The organism is Niallia sp. FSL K6-0212 (genome assembly GCF_038007605.1).
GTDB lineage: Bacteria > Bacillota > Bacilli > Bacillales > Cytobacillaceae > Niallia > Niallia circulans.
On sequence record NZ_JBBOXL010000001.1, the window covers coordinates 4,659,509 to 4,680,476 of the forward strand.

Annotated in this window: 16 protein-coding genes; 1 reads left to right on the plus strand and 15 read right to left on the minus strand. The window is 36.3% G+C overall.

The genetic code is table 11. The features are described 5' to 3' along the window. Position 1: 1 nt before the first annotated feature. The 4 genes from MHH96_RS22555 to hemA all read right to left on the minus strand — a co-directional run bounded on the left by MHH96_RS22555 (position 2) and on the right by hemA (position 4,112). Positions 2 to 766: a uroporphyrinogen-III synthase gene (locus MHH96_RS22555; protein WP_095258068.1), complete on the minus strand. Its 765-nt coding sequence runs from the start codon at positions 764 to 766 to the stop codon at positions 2 to 4. Next, entirely contained in the window at positions 759 to 1,694 is a 936-nt protein-coding gene (hemC, locus tag MHH96_RS22560; protein WP_061798674.1) for a hydroxymethylbilane synthase, read from the minus strand. Before hemC ends, MHH96_RS22555 begins: the two co-directional genes overlap by 8 nt. A 38-nt stretch (positions 1,695 to 1,732) precedes the next feature. Continuing rightward, positions 1,733 to 2,557 carry a cytochrome C assembly family protein gene (locus tag MHH96_RS22565; RefSeq protein ID WP_047943569.1) on the minus strand — a complete coding sequence of 275 codons (825 nt, stop codon included), beginning with the start codon at positions 2,555 to 2,557 and terminating at the stop codon, positions 1,733 to 1,735. 205 nt (positions 2,558 to 2,762) lie between these two features. Further along, positions 2,763 to 4,112 (minus strand): glutamyl-tRNA reductase, encoded by a 1,350-nt coding sequence (gene hemA, locus MHH96_RS22570; RefSeq protein ID WP_341118047.1) that lies wholly within the window; start codon positions 4,110 to 4,112, stop codon positions 2,763 to 2,765. 365 nt (positions 4,113 to 4,477) lie between these two features. Here hemA and MHH96_RS22575 point away from each other — a divergent pair, with 365 nt between their 5' ends. Further along, on the plus strand, positions 4,478 to 4,966 hold the full coding sequence (locus MHH96_RS22575) for a LiaI-LiaF-like domain-containing protein (RefSeq protein ID WP_047943567.1): 489 nt from the start codon (positions 4,478 to 4,480) through the stop codon (positions 4,964 to 4,966). A 176-nt stretch (positions 4,967 to 5,142) separates the two neighbouring features. Here the strand turns inward: MHH96_RS22575 and yihA are convergent, their stop codons facing one another. The 11 genes from yihA to ilvC all read right to left on the minus strand — a co-directional run bounded on the left by yihA (position 5,143) and on the right by ilvC (position 20,965). After that, complete coding sequence (yihA, locus tag MHH96_RS22580; RefSeq protein WP_047943566.1) at positions 5,143 to 5,730, minus strand: ribosome biogenesis GTP-binding protein YihA/YsxC; 588 nt, start codon at positions 5,728 to 5,730, stop codon at positions 5,143 to 5,145. After that, positions 5,727 to 8,054, minus strand: a complete 2,328-nt coding sequence (gene lon, locus MHH96_RS22585) for an endopeptidase La (RefSeq protein ID WP_047943565.1) — start codon at positions 8,052 to 8,054, stop codon at positions 5,727 to 5,729. Before lon ends, yihA begins: the two co-directional genes overlap by 4 nt. Positions 8,055 to 8,578: 524 nt before the next feature. Continuing rightward, positions 8,579 to 10,252 carry an ATP-dependent protease LonB gene (gene lonB, locus MHH96_RS22590; protein ID WP_328283439.1) on the minus strand — a complete coding sequence of 558 codons (1,674 nt, stop codon included), beginning with the start codon at positions 10,250 to 10,252 and terminating at the stop codon, positions 8,579 to 8,581. Positions 10,253 to 10,648: 396 nt separating this feature from the next. Next, complete coding sequence (clpX, locus tag MHH96_RS22595; protein WP_047943563.1) at positions 10,649 to 11,914, minus strand: ATP-dependent protease ATP-binding subunit ClpX; 1,266 nt, start codon at positions 11,912 to 11,914, stop codon at positions 10,649 to 10,651. Between the two features lie 364 nt (positions 11,915 to 12,278). Beyond that, positions 12,279 to 13,565 (minus strand): trigger factor, encoded by a 1,287-nt coding sequence (tig, locus tag MHH96_RS22600; RefSeq protein WP_047943562.1) that lies wholly within the window; start codon positions 13,563 to 13,565, stop codon positions 12,279 to 12,281. A gap of 215 nt (positions 13,566 to 13,780) precedes the next feature. After that, positions 13,781 to 14,803, minus strand: coding sequence for a tetratricopeptide repeat protein (locus tag MHH96_RS22605; RefSeq protein WP_144546655.1), 1,023 nt, complete (start codon positions 14,801 to 14,803; stop codon positions 13,781 to 13,783). Between the two features lie 186 nt (positions 14,804 to 14,989). Beyond that, positions 14,990 to 15,580, minus strand: a complete 591-nt coding sequence (gene leuD / locus MHH96_RS22610; protein ID WP_047943560.1) for a 3-isopropylmalate dehydratase small subunit — start codon at positions 15,578 to 15,580, stop codon at positions 14,990 to 14,992. Between the two features lie 14 nt (positions 15,581 to 15,594). Continuing rightward, on the minus strand, positions 15,595 to 17,007 hold the full coding sequence (leuC, locus tag MHH96_RS22615) for a 3-isopropylmalate dehydratase large subunit (RefSeq protein WP_047943559.1): 1,413 nt from the start codon (positions 17,005 to 17,007) through the stop codon (positions 15,595 to 15,597). Between the two features lie 265 nt (positions 17,008 to 17,272). Beyond that, the gene (leuB, locus tag MHH96_RS22620; RefSeq protein ID WP_047943558.1) at positions 17,273 to 18,373 is read right to left on the minus strand and encodes a 3-isopropylmalate dehydrogenase; all 1,101 of its coding nucleotides are present in this window, start codon (positions 18,371 to 18,373) and stop codon (positions 17,273 to 17,275) included. A gap of 47 nt (positions 18,374 to 18,420) precedes the next feature. Next, complete coding sequence (locus tag MHH96_RS22625) at positions 18,421 to 19,956, minus strand: 2-isopropylmalate synthase (RefSeq protein WP_047943557.1); 1,536 nt, start codon at positions 19,954 to 19,956, stop codon at positions 18,421 to 18,423. Continuing rightward, positions 19,943 to 20,965, minus strand: coding sequence for a ketol-acid reductoisomerase (gene ilvC, locus MHH96_RS22630; RefSeq protein ID WP_047943556.1), 1,023 nt, complete (start codon positions 20,963 to 20,965; stop codon positions 19,943 to 19,945). Before ilvC ends, MHH96_RS22625 begins: the two co-directional genes overlap by 14 nt. Positions 20,966 to 20,968: the final 3 nt, after the last annotated feature.

Below are 20,968 nucleotides of genomic sequence, written 5' to 3' on the forward strand. Positions count from 1 at the left end.
ATTATTTTGTTAAATACTGCACTAAATGTTCCAGAATACTATCAGTTGTATATGGCTTTGCTGTAATCGTTACATGCATCCCATAGCTGTGCAAAGTTTCTGTTGTGATTGGCCCAATGCTAATCACAATACACCTTTCCACCCTATCAATCAATTGATGTTTTTTGATGATTTGCATAAAATGATGGGCGGTGGAGGAGCTGGTAAAAAGCAATACCTCTATATCATTCTTCTTTATTTCATCAACAAGCAGCTCTTCACTCTCTAGTGGGAAATACGTTTCATACAATATAGCTTCATCTACTTGTAAACATATTTTCTTTAATTGCTCTGCTAGAAATTCTCTTGATCTGTTTCCTTTTATAATTAAAACTCTCTGTTTTTTTTTCAGCACTGCTGCAAACTCTGTTGCAAACTGTTCAGCAACAAAATATGTCGGCATAAAATCTGCTTGATACCCATATTCCGCAATAGCAGCTGTCGTCTTTTCACCGATAACGGCTATTTGAGCAACAATGGTTAATTCTAATCTGTGCATTTCTTTAAAAAAAGCATCGACTCCATTACGGCTCGTAAAGACAAGCCAATCATATGCTTTATTTTTTAAAGAAGCAATTACTTCATCTGGAAGTTGCTTTTCTCGAAACGCGATTAATGGTACTTCAACTGGAATACCGCCTAAATCAATAATCTGCTTTGACAAGACACTCGCTTGTTTTTTTGATCGTGGGACGAGAATTTTTTTTCCAAGAAGCTGATTAGCCATCGATAATATTCTCCTCTTTCAATCGATCAATCAAGCCCTTTGCACCTTTGTCTGTTAAAATGGCTGCTGCTTGCTCCCCTACTTCTACTGGATTTTCCCCTGATACTTCTTCCTTATATATCTGTTTCCCATCAGGTGAAATAACTAATGCTGTTAATGACACTTCATTTTCTTTCACTTGTGCAAATCCTGCGATCGGAACTTGGCAGCCGCCTTCCATACGCTGTAAAAAGGCTCTTTCTGCATAAACAGTACGCGTCGTATCTTGGTTGGACAGCTTGCTTAGAAGTTCTAATACCTCTTTATCATCTTCACGGCATTCAATAGCAAGGGCACCTTGACCAACTGCCGGCAAGCAGACTTCAGGCTCTAAAAACTCTGTCACTACATCACTTGTCCATCCCATTCTCGCTAACCCAGCAGCAGCTAATATGATGGCATCATATTCTTCTGTTTCTAGCTTATTTAGACGGGTATCTATATTTCCGCGTATCCATTTGATTTCAAGGTCAGGACGAACTGCAAGTAATTGAGCACCTCTTCGCAAGCTGCTTGTCCCAATGACTGCCCCTTCTCTTAAATCTTTTAAAGAGATATGATTTTTACTAATCAAAGCATCTCGATAATCCTCACGCTCAGGAATACAGCCAATGGTTAATCCTTTTGGAAGCTCAGCCGGCATATCTTTCATACTGTGAACAGCAATATCAATTTCCTTATCCAGCATACTTTGCTCGATTTCTTTTACAAATAGCCCCTTTCCTCCAACCTTGGATAAAGTGACATCGAGCACAACATCTCCCTTTGTAACCACTTCCTTCACTTCAAATTCAAAAGAAGAATCTAATTTCTTCAGCTGATTAATTACCCAATTCGTCTGAGTAATGGCAAGCTTACTTTTCCTCGAACCAACAATTATTTTACGCATAAAAGTACCTCCAACATTTCCGTTATGTAGTCTTCCTTTTAATAATGAAAGGTGGAAAAATTACCTACTAACAAGAAATTAATTAACATAATTAAAAAACTAGCAATATTTAAGAGGGCAATATTTTTCCCCCTCATTTTTTGGGAAACTCGTAAATACAAAAAGCTGCTATAGACGAGTAACACAATAAAGGAGCTGATTATTTTCGGATCATACCAGAGAAAATCTGGTTTTTGAATAATGGCCCATTGCACCCCAAGAATTAAACCAATTAATAATAATGGTACACCAAACACACTTAATAAGTAAGATATATGTTCTAGTTTGGCTAAATCAGCGATCCGCATAACTCTCCTTCCCCATTTTTTCTGTTTCAATAAATCATATTGTATACAATAAAGAACAGAAAGAATAAAAGAGATCGTAAACATACCATAGGCTAAAAGGGCTGCTGTTACATGAATGAACAGTAACTCAGAAACAACCTGTTCCGCATGAGTTATGGCAGAATCGCGTGCAGGCGCAAAAGTATGTATTGCCATAACAATAAATCCGACAACATTAGTAAAAAACACAATAAAATCAATTTCCAACCACTTATTTATTACCAAAGAAAAGGTTACCAATACCCAAGAATAAAAGTATAGTCCTTCCATAATTGTGAGAATCGGAAACCTATTCATCTCCATTATATAGATAATTAGGAAAGATGATTGTAATATCCAGACAAATAAAAGTAACCAGAAAGCGACTCGATTTGCTCTCTGGTTATTATGCATAAAATCAAAAAAATATAATAGCACAGATAACGCATAAAGAATAATCGTGAATTCATGGAGCCTAGTCATAAAAATATCCTGCATCAACGCTTCCCCTTCGAACATAAAAGATCATAATACCAAGTTTTTTAACTTAATATAACTCTTATTTCTGTAACCCCATCTATATTTTAACCTAGGAAAAGGAAAGTGAAACTCTGCCCCGACAAAGTTTATTATCGGCTGATTAAAGGAAAGGAATCAAGTGCTTCATTCACACACAGGATAAGCCCTCCAATCATTATCACCATCACACTTGAATAGATGGCTGTGCAATTGGAGAAAATGCTTCTTTTTCTTCTTTCCTTCCTATATCGTTCACTTCTTTCGGTGCATCGGCTTCTAAATTAAAGATTTTCATAAATAGCTGCATCGATTGATCTGCATCAGGTTGAGCCGCTAATTCCTTCGCTTGAAGAATTGGATCTTTTAGCATTTGATTCACAATGCTCTTCGTATGCTTATTTAAAATCTTTCTTTCTCTTTCAGTAAGGTTAGGCAGTTTTCTATCTAGACTTTTCATTGTTTCACTTTGAATAGCAAGTGCCTTCTCACGAAGAGCAGAAATGACCGGCACCACCCCTAATAAGTGAAGCCATTGATTAAACTCGATAATTTCTGCCTCTATCATGATCATAATCTTTTCTGCTACTTTTTGTCGTTCTTGCAGATTTGCTTCTACAATTCCTTCCAAATCGTCAATATCATAAAGGAATACGCTATCTAACTCCGCGATTTCCGGATCTAAATCTCTTGGCACAGCAATATCAACCATGAATAGAGGATTTCCTTTACGAATTTTCTCCACAGCCTTCATCATTGCCTTTGTAATAACAAATGTATTGGATCCAGTTGAACTAATCACAATATCTGCATCTATTAATGCACATTGAAGTTCATTCATTGGTTTGGCCTGACCTTCGAAACGATGAGCAAGAACTTCCGCCTTCTCAAATGTGCGATTTATCACAGTTACGTTTTTTGCTCCATTGCTATACAGATTCTGAATAGCAAGCTCGCCCATCTTTCCTGCACCTAATATAAGGACATTCTTATTTAGCAAGGTCCCAAATATTTTTTTCGCCAATTCTACCGCAGCATAACTTACAGAGACAGCGTTCGCACCAATGTCTGTTTCTGTATGTGCTTTTTTCGCAAAGGTAATAGCTTGCTTAAATAACTGATTAAATACCGATCCAGTCGATTTAATGGATTGCGCTGTTAAGAAGCTAGTTCGTATCTGCCCTAAAATCTGTGTTTCTCCAACAACCATGGAATTTAAGCCACATGTCACTTGGAATAAATGGTTTAATGCACCATCTTGTTCATACACAAATAAATAAGGAACAAACTCTTCTTGTTCCAATTGAAACCACTCTGCTAAAAATTGTTTGATATAATAGCGACCAGTATGAAGCTGATCTACTACTGCATATATTTCCGTACGATTACATGTTGATATAATCACATTTTCTAAAATGCTTTTTTTATTTTGTAATTGATTCATAGCTTCCCTTATTTGCTCTGAATCAAATGTTAAACGTTCACGAATTTCTACTGGGGCCGTTTTAAAATTTAGTCCGACAGCTACTATATGCATTTCTTTATGACACCCCCAAAGTAAGTTAGTACCTAATTTTTCCTATCGAATATTTTTAAACCCTTTATATAAATGGATTAAATTATAATAATTATTAACATGTAGTTATTATAACAAAATCATTTCAAAAATGGGTAACAATTTGCCTATTAATTGTGAACAAATTGTGAATTCATATGGTAAGATATAGTATTGATAATAGAAAAAGAATTATACTTACGTTATTTACTATAATAGTTTGTACTTCTTTTGCAAAATTATCGTTATTTTATTCGTTTTTTTGTACAATATAGCACTTTACTCATTGTACAGTAACAAAAATCTTCTATGTATTCAAGCTTAGTTTTTTGGAAGTGGAGGAAATAATGAAAACACAAAAATGGTTCTCTGGTATCGTATTAATCGGTTTTGGAATTTATTTTATCTTAAAGGAATTTGATATTACTATTCTACCCAATCTGTATACTTGGCCAACCCTGTTAATTATCATTGGAATTGCTTTTCTTTTTCAAGGTTATGGGGGAAAGGATTATGGCGTCATTTTGCCAGGTGTGATTTTAACTGGCTTTGGTTTACACTTTCACTTAGTGAATAAACTTGCTATTTGGCCTGATCATACGGGCACTTTTATTCTGATTATCGCCCTTGGCTTTATTCTTCAAAATCATAAAACAGGTCATGGCTTATTAAATGGTCTTCTTTTTCTTTTGTTAGCTGTTCTTTTGCTCTTCTATCAAGAAATTCTTGGTTCGCTAACATTCTTAAAGATAAGTCCTCACACGTTAAATAATTTAATACCTATTTTATTCATTATCCTGGGGGGATATTATTTAGTTTCGAAAAAGGGGAAATAAAGATGTTCATACATAGTGCAGGGTGTCTTTCAGTAAAACTCACTGCCTGATTTCCTCTTCGCTTTCCGCGGGTCGGAAGTTCTATAGGCTGGCTAATCAGGAAAATATTTCATTTATACACAAATATAAAAAGCGACTCACTTTTCAACCTTACTAGCTGATGTGAGTCGCTTTTTTTATTTATTAGCTAAATGCTCTAGTAATGACCAAACTTTATCTTTTCCTTCTCCAGTTTCAGAAGAAAATAGGATAAGGTAATCATCTGCACTTAGTCCTAATGTTTCTTTTGTTACCTTTAAATGTTTTTGCCATTGAGATTTTGATATTTTATCGGCTTTTGTCGCAATTACCACACATGGAATCCCATAATGCTTTAAAAAGTCGTACATTAAAATATCATCAGCAGTTGGCGGATGGCGAAGATCCGTAATTAAAACTACTGCTTTTAATTGTTCTCTTGAGGTGAAATACGTTTCCAGCATTTTTCCCCATGCTTCTCGTTCCTTTTTCGAAACTTTTGCATATCCATAACCAGGTACATCTACAAAGTGCATGATTTCATTAATTAAGTAAAAATTTAATGTTTGTGTTTTCCCTGGTTTCGAGGAAATGCGAGCTAACGCTTTTCGCCCAAGCATGCGATTAATGAAAGAAGATTTACCAACATTCGATCTACCCGCTAAAGCAAACTCTGGCAGATTTCCTTCCGGATATTGATTGGGTTTTACGGCACTAATTACTATTTCTGCTTGATTTACTTTCAAAGATTTACACTTCCGTTCAACGCGTGTTTTAATACTTCATCTACATGTGAAACAAGGATAAAGTCTAGTTCTTCTCTTACACTTTCAGGAACATCATCGATATCCTTCGCATTATCTTTCGGGATAATAATTGTCTTTAATCCAGCACGATGAGCACCAAGAGATTTTTCCTTTAATCCTCCAATTGGAAGAACACGGCCTCTCAATGTTACCTCTCCCGTCATTCCAACCTCTTTCTTGATTGGCTTTCCAGAAAGAGCAGAAACAAGTGCGGTTACCATGGTGATTCCTGCAGATGGACCATCCTTTGGAACAGCACCTTCTGGAACATGAATATGAATATCATATTTCTCATGGAAATTCGCATCAATGCCCAGCTCTTCCGATTTAGAACGTATATAGCTGAATGCCGCTTGGGCAGATTCCTTCATTACATCCCCTAATTTTCCCGTCAAGACTAATTTACCTTTTCCCGGTGCCAGGGATACTTCAATTTGCAAAGTATCACCGCCAACTGTAGTATAGGCAAGGCCAGTTGCTACGCCAACTTGATCCTCTTCCTCTGCTTGACCATAATGAAAAATTGGCTTACCTAGGAAATCCTCCACATTTTTAGCTGTAATAACGACTTTTTTCTTCTCAGCTGTTACAATCATTCTTGCTGTTTTGCGGCAAATTGTAGCTAATTGTCTTTCTAAAGTACGTACTCCCGCTTCTCTAGTATAGAGACGAACAATTTTCTGGAATCCATCTTCTCTAATTTGAAGCTGTGCTTTCGATAATCCATGATCTTTAATTTGTTTAGGCAATAGATGATCTTTCGCAATATGAATTTTCTCGATTTCTGTATATCCAGCTATCGAGATAATTTCCATTCTATCACGTAATGGACCAGGAATGGTAGCTAAATTATTAGCTGTTGCGATAAACATAACTTTCGATAAATCATAAGTTTCTTCAATATAATGATCACTGAAGTTATGGTTTTGTTCTGGATCTAGTACTTCTAGCATGGCCGAAGAAGGATCACCGCGGAAATCATTAGACATTTTATCAATCTCATCTAATAAAAATACTGGATTAATGGTTTCTGCTTTTTTCATTCCTTGAATGATTCTTCCTGGCATCGCTCCAACGTAAGTTCGTCTATGCCCTCTAATTTCTGATTCATCACGCACACCACCTAAAGAGATGCGGACAAAGTTACGATTTAAAGAACGAGCTATCGAACGAGCAAGACTTGTTTTCCCCACTCCAGGAGGTCCTGCAAGACAAAGAATGGGTCCTTTCAAAGAATTTGTCAGCTTTTGTACAGCTAAATACTCCAATACCCTTTCTTTTACCTTTTCTAAGCCATGGTGATCGTCATTAAGGATTTTTTCTGCCTTAATAAGATCCAAGTCATCCTCTGTTGCATTGGTCCATGGTAATGCCAAGAGCCAGTCAATATAATTGCGGATGACAGAACTTTCTGCAGAGGTGGAAGGAATTTTTTCATAGCGATCTAATTCTTTTAATGCTGTTACCTTTACATGGTCTGGCATACCAGCCTCTTCAATTTTTTCAAGCAGTGTACTGACTTCGCCAGTTTTGCCATCTTTGTCGCCTAATTCTTTTTGAATGGCTTTCATTTGTTCGCGTAAATAGTATTCCTTTTGTGTTCTTTCCATTGATTTCTTTACGCGCTGACCTATTTTCTTCTCGAGGTTTAACACCTCTTTTTCGTTTTGAATAATGTCGATAACATAATTCATTCTCTGCTTATTATTTAAAGTTTCTAAAATTTGCTGTTTTTCTTTTAATTTAATCGGTAGATGGGAAGCAATGATATCAGCCATTCTTCCAGGCTCTTCCATATCGGAAACAGCTGCATATGTTTCATGCGATATTTTTTTAGAAATTTTTATGTATTGCTCAAAATATTGAAGCATTGTTCTCATTAATGCTTCATCTTCTACGTCTTTGGTAGTTTCTTCTTCAAACAAACGTAGACTTGCAGCAAAATAACCATCTTCCTCTATCAATTCTTCTAATTCTGCTCTTTGTACCCCTTCAACAAGAACTCTAATTGTTCCATTTGGCAGCTTTAACATTTGCTTTACCTTTGTTAAAGTTCCCATTTTATATAGATCCTCTTCTTCAGGTTCATCTATATCCATATCTTTTTGCATTGTAAGAAAAATTAAATGGTCTTCTACCATTGCTTTTTCGAGAGCTTGCACTGACTTATCACGACCAACATCTAAATGAAGCACCATCGTTGGATAAACCAGCAAACCTCGAAGCGGCAGGAGGGGGACTACTGTTTTTTTATTTTCCTCCATCACGTTGCACCTCCAGCTTTAAAAATCTCTTTCCTTATATCGCCTATTTCTAATCATTATTTACCACATAGGCTCCCTTTGCATTCTAATGCTTTGTACAATTCTATCTTATTTATGAAAATGTGTCTATTAACTAGGGTTATTAGACAAGCCGTAAAAATAGAACTACTTTTCTCCCTCGATTTTTTTGCTGATCCTTATGGATATGGCTCCTTAAAGAAAGCAGAAAGATAAAAAGAGAAGATTGCAATTAAAAACAAGCCTTCCTTATTTAAAATGGCTTATTTAGACGATTTCCATTCAAGAAAAAAGACTGTTTTTATGCTTATACATATATATTCAATTATATAATAATAATTGGATTTATGAAAATATAGCCTTCATTTAGAGGGATCTTTCTGCACGAAATACATATAAAGCTCGTTTAGATTATTTTCCGCAAAAAAAAAACGCCGACTAACTCTCCCTATACCGAATTAGCCGACCATGACAATGCTTTATTTAAGTAGCATTTTAGCTTAAAATTAGATACTATCTTTCTTTGATAATGCAATGGTGGAAGCTGAGATTGCTTCTTCTTTCCATTCTTCTTTAAGGAGCGCATTCTCCAACACTTCATTTAATGTTTGCACAGGTATAATGGTGATATCCTTTATTTCCTCTAATATCGCCTGCATATTTTCCTGCGGGATAATAACTTTTTGAACGCCCGCAGCTTTAGCAGCTTTCACCTTTGCAACAACTCCGCCAATAGGCTTCACTTTTCCGTGAATACTGATCTCACCAGTCATCGCTACTTGGCGATCAACAGGTTGCTTGTAGATCGCTGAATAAATCCCTGTAGCCATTGAAATGCCCGCAGAGGGTCCATCAATTGGTATACCGCCTGGAAAGTTTACATGGATATCAAATTGATCAGCGGGAACATCCATAGAACGTAAAACAGTAATGACATTTTCAATGGAACCCTTCGCCATACTTTTCCGTCTAATAGACTTGCCTTGTCCACCAATACTCTCTTCCTCGACAATTCCCGTAATATTTATGCTTCCTTTTCCATCTTTTGCTGGAATTACCGTTACCTCAATTTCCAACAGTGCCCCGATATTAGCACCATATACTGCTAGTCCATTAACCGCTCCAATAACGGAATGGTTATTAATTTTCCTTTCCATTCTTGGAGAAAGTTGACTAGAATGAATCACCCATTCTACTTCATCATCTTTTATAAAATCACGATTTTCTCCAATTGCTAGTCCAGCAGATATCTGGACCATATTAACAGCCTCTCTTCCATTTCTTGCATATTCAGAAAGTGTATCAAGGGCTTTCTCACTTATCCGCATCTTCACCTTATCAGCAGCTTTTTTGCCAATTTGAATCACTTCTTCTTTCGTTAATTCTCGAAAAAATACTTCCATACATCTTGAGCGAATTGCTGGAGGTATTTCGTTTGGCGTTCTTGTCGTTGCCCCTATTAACCGAAAATCAGCCGGAAGTCCATTTTTAAAAATATCATGTATATGAGAAGGAATTTGCGTATTCTCTTCATTGTAATAAGCACTTTCCAAAAAAACTTTTCTGTCTTCTAACACTTTTAGAAGCTTATTCATTTGTGTAGAATGTAATTCTCCGATTTCATCAATAAATAGAACACCACCATGTGCATTTGTAACAGCACCTTGTTTTGGCTGTGGGATTCCAGCTTGTCCCATGGCTCCAGCCCCTTGATAAATCGGATCGTGTACAGAACCGATTAATGGATCCGCTATCCCTCTTTCATCAAATCTAGCTGTCGTAGCATCTAATTCTACAAATACAGAGTTTGGTTTAAAGGGTGACTTCTGATTTTTCTTCGCTTCTTCTAATACAAGCCTAGCTGCCGCTGTTTTTCCAACCCCTGGTGGTCCATAAATAATGACATGTTGGGGATTGGGTCCACAGAGAGCGGCTCTTAAAGCTTTGATTCCATCTTCTTGTCCCACAATATCTGAGAAGCTTGTTGGACGTACTTTTTCAGAAAGAGGTTCCGTTAATGATATGGCGCGCATCTTTCTTAATTGATCCATTTCTTTTTTTGATTCCCGATCAATCGAAACTTTTTGGGTTCTCTGGCTTTTTAATAAATTCCAGAAATATAGTCCGATGATAATTCCAAAGAATAGTTGTACAAATAAAGCAATCTCCGCCCAACTCATAAAAAAATTACCTCCTGAAATCTTGTTGTTTTAAAACTTCGCACATGTATTAGCTCAAGTTTCCTTCAATGGTTAGCGATATGTATCTATCCCTACAGCTTGGATGGGAAGGAATTTTTTTTAGACTGAATGCCTGCAATTAATTCGGCAGTCATATCAGTCTATAAATAAATTCTTCCATAAATACTATATACAAATTGTGCCTTGTCTATAAAAAATAGTATCTCCTTCCCTTTGTTGGAATAAACAAGATTTCATGGAAAAAATATATAGGAACGATAAGATAATTGATGATTAGAAATTGAGTATGATCTTGGAGGAATTGTTGCATCCTTCTACTTTCACCAAAAAAAAGAACCAATGATAGATATCATTGATTCTTTCTTGTAACTGTTGTTAAGCTGAAGTTTTTGTTTCTTTATCCACCACTGTTCCATCTTCTAGAACAAGCTTAGGTGAAGCATTATCCGTTACTGTTTCTTTCGTAATGACGCATTTAACAATGTCTTCTCTTGAAGGCAGGTCAAACATTACATCCAACATAATGCCTTCGATAATAGAACGTAATCCGCGTGCACCTGTTTTTCTTTCAATTGCTTTTTTTGCAATTTCTTTCAGTGCTTCTTCTTCAAATTCTAATTCGACATCATCTAATTCCATCATTTTCTTAAATTGTTTTACTAATGCATTTTTTGGTTTTGTTAATATTTCCATTAATGCTTCTTCGTCTAATTGACCAAGACTAGCAATAACTGGAAGACGCCCAATAAATTCAGGTATTAACCCAAAACGTAATAAATCTTCTGGAAGTACTTTAGATAATAAATCTTTATCTTCTATTTCAGCTTGTTTACCATCAGAACCAAATCCAATTACTTTTTGACCTAGGCGTCTTTTAATGATTGGTTCAATGCCATCAAATGCTCCACCACAAATAAAGAGAATATTCGTTGTGTCAATTTGAATGAATTCTTGATGAGGATGCTTTCTGCCACCTTGGGGTGGAACACTTGCTACGGTACCCTCTAGAATTTTTAATAATGCTTGCTGAACCCCTTCACCGGAAACATCACGTGTAATAGAAGGATTTTCAGATTTACGTGCTACTTTATCAATTTCGTCGATATAAATAATACCCTTTTCTGCTTTTTCTACATCATAATCTGCAGACTGGATTAATTTCAAAAGAATATTCTCGACATCTTCCCCTACATATCCAGCTTCTGTTAGACTAGTTGCATCTGCAATAGCAAATGGTACATTTAATATTCTTGCCAATGTTTGAGCAAGAAGTGTTTTACCGCTACCAGTCGGTCCGATTAACGCAATATTACTTTTTGATAATTCTACATCATCAATTTTACTATTTGAGTTAATACGTTTGTAATGATTATAAACTGCAACAGAAAGAGCCTTTTTCGCTTGATCCTGTCCAATTACATATTCGTTAAGAATATCGCGAATTTCTGCTGGCTTTGGTACATCTTTAAATTCTACTTCTTCTTCTGTCCCTAATTCTTCTTCTACGATTTCTGTACATAGTTCTATACATTCGTCACAAATGTATACACCCGGTCCAGCAACTAATTTACGAACTTGATCCTGTGTCTTTCCGCAGAATGAACATTTTAGCTGGCCCTTTTCGTCATTAAATTTAAACATGCCTTCACCCCTTAAAACTTCTTATTGTATATTTTTACCGTTACGGATTATTATTTGTTCAGAAACAAATTTTACTTTTTTCAACAGTTATGTATTGAATTGTATCACATGATAGTAATGTACAGGAAATAATACAACTCGGATTTGCAGTTCTCTATCATCCAATAACGGTAAAATGGATATACTTCTTTAATCATAACCAGATTTCGCTTCTTTAAATCTGGAAAATTATCTCTTATTTGATTGTATTCTCCTGTACGGTTAGAGTAACTTATTTTATAGTTACCCATATTATATGTTATTTAACACTAATATAAAACTAAGGCACGAAATAGTCGCGCCTTAGTTTTTTTACTTACTTCTATTATGCAACAGTTTTACTGTTTTCTACAAGGAAATCGATTGCTTTTCTCATTTTTATGTCCATTTGTAAGTTTTCAACGCCGCCTAGTGCTTGTTTAATAGCATCTACTGGCATATTGTACATTTGAGACATATTTTCAAGTTCAGCATTCACTTCTTCTTCTGTTACTTCGATGTTTTCTGCAGCAACGATTGCTTCAAGTGTTAAGTTTGAACGAACACGCTTCTCAGCGTCTTCTTTCATTTGATCTTTAAGTGCTGCTTCATCTTGTCCTGAGAATTGGAAGTATAGCTCAAGATTCATCCCTTGCATTTGTAAACGTTGTTCAAATTCACTCATCATGCGGTCAATTTCTGTATCAATCATTGCTGATGGAATATCCATTTTCGCATTTTCAGAAGCTTTTTCTACAACTGTATCACGAACTGTGTGCTCTGCTTGATGTTTTTTATCATTTTCTAAACGAGTTTTAATTTTTTCTTTTAATTCAGCTAATGTTTCTGCTTCTTCATCTACATCTTTAGCAAATTCATCATCTAATTCAGGAAGTTCTTTCCCTTTGATTTCGTGAACCGTTACTTTAAATGTAGCAGGCTTACCAGCTAAATCTTCAGCATGGTATTCTTCAGGGAATGTAACTTCAACTTCAGTTGATTCACCAGTTGCAACTCCCACTAATTTTTCTTCAAATCCAGGGATAAACTGACCTGAACCAAGTTCTAATGAGAAGTTCTCAGCAGTTCCACCTTCAAAAGCAACTCCATCTTGGAATCCTTCGAAGTCGATAACAACTGTATCTCCTAATTCAGCAGTTCCTTCTTCTTTTACTACTAATTCAGCTTGTTTTTCTTGCAATGCTTTAATTTCTGCTTCTACTTCTTCGTCTGTAACTGTTGTTTCTACAGCAGGTACTTCTAACCCTTTGTATTCACCTAATGTTACTTCAGGTTTAACAGTAACAGTTGCTTTGAAAATTAAAGATTTTCCTTTTTCGATTTGTTCTACATCGATTTCAGGACGATCAACTGGCTCGATTCCAGTTTCATCAATTGCATTTGCATAAGCTTCTGGTAAAAGAATATCAATTGCATCTTGGTATAAAGACTCCACACCAAAGCGTTGTTCAAACATTCCACGTGGAATTCTACCTTTACGGAAACCTGGAATGTTTACTTGCTTAACTACTTTTTTAAATGCTAAATCTAAACCTTCGTTTAGTTTTTCTGCATCTAATTCAATTGTAAGAACACCGCGGTTCCCTTCTAAAACTTCCCATTTAGCTGACATACTATAAATTCCCTCCAACAATCTATTCTACTTTTTCATTACTTCTACTAATGTATAGATTAACTTCTTTATTCTTGTTTGGCTACTATTTCTATCGAAACAGAAAGAACCTCCTAATGGGAAAAAAGTTATCTAGTAAGAAATATGCATCTTCGCATTTTCTAAATGCAACCATTACATTATATCATAGGTTCTAGTTGTTTCAACATCCTTGCCTAAATATTAGGATAAGAAATTTGCTCCAACTGGTAAATAAACGTTTTTGCTTGTTCAAATTCAGTCTCATCTAGTTCATATAATACAAATATTTCTTCCTCATCCTCTTGGCCAAAATATTGGTTTACAACTGCATGATAAGCCGCAGCCCATGTTTCATCCTTGTATTCTTCTAGTGCAAATGGGTAAAGTAAAAACATTTGTCGATCAATTAACATTTTAATATTTTCAAATAAAATAGGGTTATTACTTTCCACATAATCAACAAGAATAGTAATAATTTTCTTATATTGTTCCTGTTCCTTCATATCCTTTAGTGCTGTTGGTTGTATGACAATCTTTCGGTCAAACTTCTGAATTTCTATTTCTTTTTCATATTCTTGCTCTCTTAAAATATTGATTAGCATCGTTTTTAAAAAAGGATTTTTCTCCATATCAAGAAGATACTGCTTTACTTCTTCTATATATGCACGAATATTTTGGCTGGACATTTTAGCTATTTGCAGCATTTCTTCCTGTGGATCATCTAAGTTCATTAAGCTATTGTTTATGTCTTCAGATTCCTCTTCTCGATAATCATCTGTTTGCGACAGGGATGCAGACTCAGCCATTTTTCTACTAAATAAAAGCATTTTAGAGAAGTGCTCTATTTTATTTGCTGGGATTTGGTGTTCTTCTAACAAACCTTCAATCGTAGTAACTATTTCTTCATATTCATGTAACTGGACCAGAATCATAATATACAATTCAAGTACATGAATATAGTCCCCGTCATCTTGTTTCAGTGTTTCTTTCGCTAGATGTTTTGCCTGTTCCAACAATCCTAATTCATAGTAAGCGAGAATGAGTCCAATGTTTATGTCACGATGAAATGGATTTCGCTCTTTTGCTTCTTCTAAAAATAAAATAGCTTCTTTGAATTGCTTTTCTTGAATTGCATCTAATCCTTTTTGCAATAACCGTTTATCTAAATCGGGAAAAAAAACAACGTTATCCTTTTTTTCCTGCTCCCGTTTCTTCATTCTTTTAACCGCCTATACATATTCTATTTGTTGCTAGTGTAGCTTTTTTTTCTCTCAGATGCAACTTGACTCTTCCATAATGTGGTTGCTGTAATTTTTTCAATCTACAAATAACCATAAAGCAAAAGGAAAGACCCTTAGAAAATAATAATGTGATCTCCTAAGGGTCCTATCTATTTCATTCGATTACTTTGAAATGGTTTTATTTTCGTATTCTGCTATTTTATCACTATATTGAAGGGTGATTTCGATTTCATCCCAGCCGTTAATCAACATTTTTTTCCAATATGGATGAATAGAAAATGATGTGGAGAACCCTTGGTCATCCTCTACCGTTTCATCTTCAAGATTTATATCAAGAAAATAGGGTTGACTTTGGGCAGCTTTTAAAAGATATTCTACTTCGTCTGTCTGCAATTGAATAGGAAGCATCCCATTTTTCAAACAGTTTTGATAAAAGATATCTGCAAAAGAGGGAGCAATAACAACGGAAAAGCCAAAATCCTGCAATGCCCATGGTGCATGCTCTCTTGACGATCCACATCCAAAGTTTTTATTCGCAATTAAAATAGAGGCTCCTTGATTTTCAGGTTGATTCAGTTCAAATTCAGGATTCGGTTCGCCATTTTTCAAATAGCGCCAATCAAAAAATGCAAATCTTCCAAATCCAGTCTTTTCGATACGCTTCAAAAATTGTTTAGGGATAATTTGATCTGTATCCACATTTACTCGATCCATTGCTACTGCTTTATCATAAAGCTTCTTAAAACCACTCATAAGAGACTCCTCCTTTACACTGTTGCTTGTAATTCTGCATTCATTTTGCGAATATCAACAAATCGCCCATTTAACGCTGCTACTGCTGCCATTGCAGGACTGACTAAATGGGTTCTAGCACCAGCTCCTTGCCTTCCCTCAAAATTACGATTAGAAGTGGAAGCACAATGCTCACCGCTTGGAACTACATCGTTATTCATGCTTAAGCACATACTGCATCCTGCATCCCGCCACTCAAACCCTGCTTCAACAAACAGTTTATCTAGGCCTTCTGCTTCTGCCTGTTTTTTAACTTGCTGTGAACCTGGTACAACTAGTGCTCTTACTCCTGGAAAAACTTTTTGTCCTTTAATCACCGATGCAGCTTGTCTTAAATCTTCTATTCTTGAATTCGTACAAGAACCAATAAACACATGCTGTATCTCGATATCGGTGATCGCCATTCCTTCTTTTAGACCCATATATTGAAGGGCACTATGTAAAGCGCGGCGATCCGTTTCCTCTTGGTAAGAATCTGCTGTTGGAATCTTTTCGTCTACTTTAGCAGTCATAGATGGATTGGTACCCCAGCTTACCATTGGCGCAATATCATTGCCATCAATCGTGATAACTTTATCATAAATAGCATCCTCATCTGAAGCTAAATTACGCCATTCTTGTACTGCTTCCTCCCAATTTTTTGGCGCGTGTTTTCTACCTTTTAAATAGGCAAAAGTCGTTTCATCTGGACAAATTAAGCCTGCACGCGCTCCGCCCTCAATAGACATATTACATATAGTCATTCTTTCTTCCATCGATAAATTGCGAATTACTTCCCCTGTATATTCAATAACGTGACCAGTTCCAAAGTTGACTCCATGCTTAGAAAGCACATAAAGAATAACATCTTTCGCATTTACACCAAATGCTAGCTTTCCATTGACCTCTACTTTTAATGTTTTTGGTCTTGTCTGCCATAATGTTTGCGTGGCGAGTACATGTTCTACCTCACTTGTGCCTATTCCAAATGCTAGCGCCCCAAACGCACCATGTGTTGATGTATGACTATCCCCACAGACGATTGTTTTACCTGGCTGTGTTAATCCAAGTTCCGGACCAATCACATGAACAATCCCTTGCTCCGGACTTTGCAGACCAGCTAATGGGATATCAAATTCTAAACAGTTCTTTTCTAATGTCGTCATTTGATTTAAGGCAACTTCGTCATCTATCTTAAAACGGTTAATCGTTGGCACATTATGATCCATTGTGGCAAACGTTCGGTCTGGCCTTCTCACTTTGCGATTTTTCATTCTTAATCCGGAAAATGCTTGTGGTGAGGTTACTTCATGGACAAGATGCAAATCAATATATAATAAATCCGGTTTTCCCTCTTCTCTATGTACTACATGTTTTTCCCAAATTTTATCGATAATGGATTTTCCCATTACTTTACCCTCCAATCCATATTTTTTCCCTGTTGTTGATTAAAGGGCTGTCAAAGTATTCTTTTGACAAGCCCTTTAACATTCTATTTCTCTCTAATATTAGTCCCTTATCCAATCACTGCCACTTTTGACGAACTGTGTTTTTTTATATGCCTGTTGTGCAGTTTTCACATAAATATGAGCTGTTCTCAAGGTGGTTTTCTATTTTTTTCAGCTAACTTGTTATCAGCCAAACTCATAATCCCACAGCATAACAGCAGCCTTTTTATATAACTTGTGTCACTTTAACAAGCTGATGAATTTCTTTCTCTACTGCTTCCACCATCGCAGTTGTCGAAACAATTTTACAATTCGGTGAAAGTATATCTCTTGTTCTATAACCTTGATTTAGAACATTATTTACCGCCTCTTCTATAATCGCAGCTTCTTTCTCCATTTGAAAAGATAATCGCAGCATCATACTTACAGATAAAATTGTCGCAAGGGGATTAGCGATATTTTCTCCGGCAATATCTGGAGCAGATCCGTGGATCGGTTCATAAAGATATGGTCCATCTGCTGACATGCTGCTAGATGCCAGCATTCCTAATGACCCTGTTAAAACAGATGCTTCATCGCTTAAGATATCGCCAAACATATTTTCTGTGACAATCACATCAAATTGTTTTGGATTTCGAACAAGCTGCATTGCTGCATTATCTACAAGCATATGTTCAAGCATAACATCTGGATATTTTTCCGCTATTTTGCTTGCGATTTCCCGCCATACTCTACTAGTCTCTAAAACATTTGCTTTATCAACAGATGTAACTTTTTTTGAACGCGTTTTAGCAATTTCAAATGCTTTCTCGATAACTCGCTCGATTTCTTCATTTTTGTATAATAGTGTATCTACAGCACCAGGTTTCCCATCGATAGTCGTTCGTTCGCTTGGCTTTCCAAAATAGATGCCGCCTGTCAATTCGCGGACAACAACCAAATCTACTCCTTCAATAATATCTGCTTTAAGGGGAGATGCTTCCGCCAAGCTTTCATAACAGGTTGTTGGACGAATATTTGCAAATAAGTTCAATTCTTTTCTTATTTTTAATAATCCTTGTTCTGGACGTTTTTCAACAGGAAGCGCATCCCATTTCGGCCCCCCTACTGCCCCTAAAAGAATTGCATCACTATTTTTACAAATGGCAATCGTCTCATTAGGCAATGGCGTACCTGTTTTATCTGTCGCGCATCCACCAATATCTGCGAATGTAATCTCAAACTGATGACTAAATAATGTCTCTATTGTTTGCAAAATCTTTATAGCGCCTGCTACTATTTCAGGTCCAATTCCATCACCTGGCAATACGGCGATTCTTTTTTTCATTTCTACTCGCTCCCTATATCAAAGCTTGATGTTTTAGCCACGGAATCCTACACCTTTTCAAGAAATTGTTCTTTGGCAAGAATCCCTCTATTAATCGCATTTATATAGGCCTTTGCAGATGCTATTAATACATCTTGGTCTAAACCTCTTCCAGTACTTTCTTTTTCGTCATATTGAACTCTGACAAATACTTGAGCTAACGCATCTCTGCCAGCACCCAGTGACTGAATTCGATAATCTTCCAACTGCACTTGGCCAGATATAGACATTTCCAATGTGTTATATAATGCTTCAACACTTCCAGAACCAGTGCCATGTTGAATAATCAGTTCATTTTTCGGACCGGAAATTTTCACTGTTGCATCTGCTTCATTATCATTTTTATGTTGAACCTTTACGTCCACTAACTCATAATATTTCTCTTCTTTAGCCAGCTTTTTCTCTAATACAATAGCAATAATGTCTTCATCAGAAATTTCTTTTTTATGGTCTGCTAAATCCTTGAATGCCATAAAAAGATCTTTCACATCTTCCTCATTCACTCCCAGCCCTAGTTCATTCAGCTTTGTTTTGAATGCATGGCTGCCTGAATGTTTCCCAAGAACCATATTATTGTTATTTACATTGCCTACAAGCTCTGGAGAAATAATTTCATAAGTCGTTTTCTCCTTAAGAACACCATCCTGATGAATACCAGATTCGTGAGCAAAAGCATTGCGACCAACAATTGCTTTATTTCCAGGAACTAGCATACCGGTTAATTCACTCACAAGTCCGCTTGTTCTACTAATTTCTTTTAAATTAATTCTTGTCTTTTCTTGATAATGATCATTTCTAATATGAAGCGCTACCACAATTTCCTCCATAGAAGCATTGCCAGCACGCTCTCCGATACCATTAATCGTACATTCTACTTGTGTTGCCCCGTTTTCGATAGCTGCCAATGAGTTTGCTGTTGCCATCCCTAAATCATCATGACAATGAGTAGAGAGAGAAACTTTGTCAATAGACGGCACATTATTTTTTAAATATTGAAAAACTTCTCCATATTCGTTGGGTGTTATATAGCCTACTGTGTCTGGAATATTAATAATCCGCGCTCCTGCTTGAATAACTTCTTCTATTATTTCTGCTAAAAAAGGCAATTCTGTCCGACATGCATCCTCTGCACTCCATTGAATAACTGGGAATCTTTCGGCTGCATACTTTACAGCTGAAACCGCTCTTTCAATCACTTGCTCTTTCGAAAGTTTTAGCTTATATTCCCGATGGATGGGACTTGTTGCTAAAAATATATGAATTCTCGGTTCTGCTCCGTCTTTTAATGCTTCCCAAGCAGCATCGATATCGGATGTTACTGCTCTTGCTAGACCAGTAACAGAGCTATTTTTAATAGTGCGTGAAATTTGTTGAACAGATTGAAAATCACCTTTAGAGGCAGCAGGAAAGCCTGCCTCTATAATATCTACATTCAATTTTTCTAACTGTTCAGCAATAACTAGCTTCTCAGCCAAATTTAAATTTACGCCGGGAGATTGTTCCCCATCTCTCAATGTCGTATCAAATATCTTAATTTTTGCCACTACCAACCACTTCTTTCTTTCGCGAGCTTTTAACAAATGGCATCATTGCACGCAATTCTTTCCCAACCTTCTCGATTAGATGCTCGCTCTCTCTATCATTAATTGCGTTGAATACTGGTCTATTCGCTTGATTTTCAAGAATCCATCCTTTTGCAAATTTTCCTTCTTGAATATCTGTAAGGACAGCTTTCATTTCTTTTTTCACCTCATCTGTAACAATACGTGGTCCTGTTACAAAATCGCCCCACTGTGCTGTATCGGAAATAGAATATCTCATTCCCGCCATTCCATCTTCATACATCAAGTCAACAATTAATTTCAACTCATGTAAACATTCAAAATATGCTAATTCTGGTTGATATCCAGCTTCTACTAATGTTTCAAAGCCTGCTTTTACTAGTGCTGTAAGCCCTCCACATAAAACCGCTTGTTCACCAAAAAGATCTGTTTCTGTTTCTTCTTTGAACGTTGTTTCCAGCGCACCTGCACGTAATGCCCCAATCGCTTTTGCGTAAGCAAGTGCAAGCTCTCTCGCCTCACCAGTTACATCTTGATAGATTGCAAATAATGCTGGAACTCCTGCTTCTTGTTCATATGTTCTTCTTACTAGGTGACCTGGACCTTTAGGAGCAACTAATAGTACATCACTCTCACTTGGTGGGACAATTTGATTAAAATGAATATTAAATCCATGGGCAAACATTAAAGCTTGATTTGTTAAGTTAGGTTTAATTTCTTCATTATATACTTTTGTTTGTAATTCATCTGGAAGCAAAATCATCACAATATCAGCCTTAGCTGTTGCTTCTCCAACTGGGAATACGTCAAATCCGTCTTCCACTGCTTTATTCCATGAATTCCCTTTTCTTAACCCGATGATTACTGAAACACCACTATCCTTCAAATTTAGAGCATGTGCGTGGCCTTGTGATCCATAACCAATCACTGCAACTGTTTTCCCGTTAAAATATCCTAAATTTGCGTCTCCGTTATAATACATTTTTGCCATAAT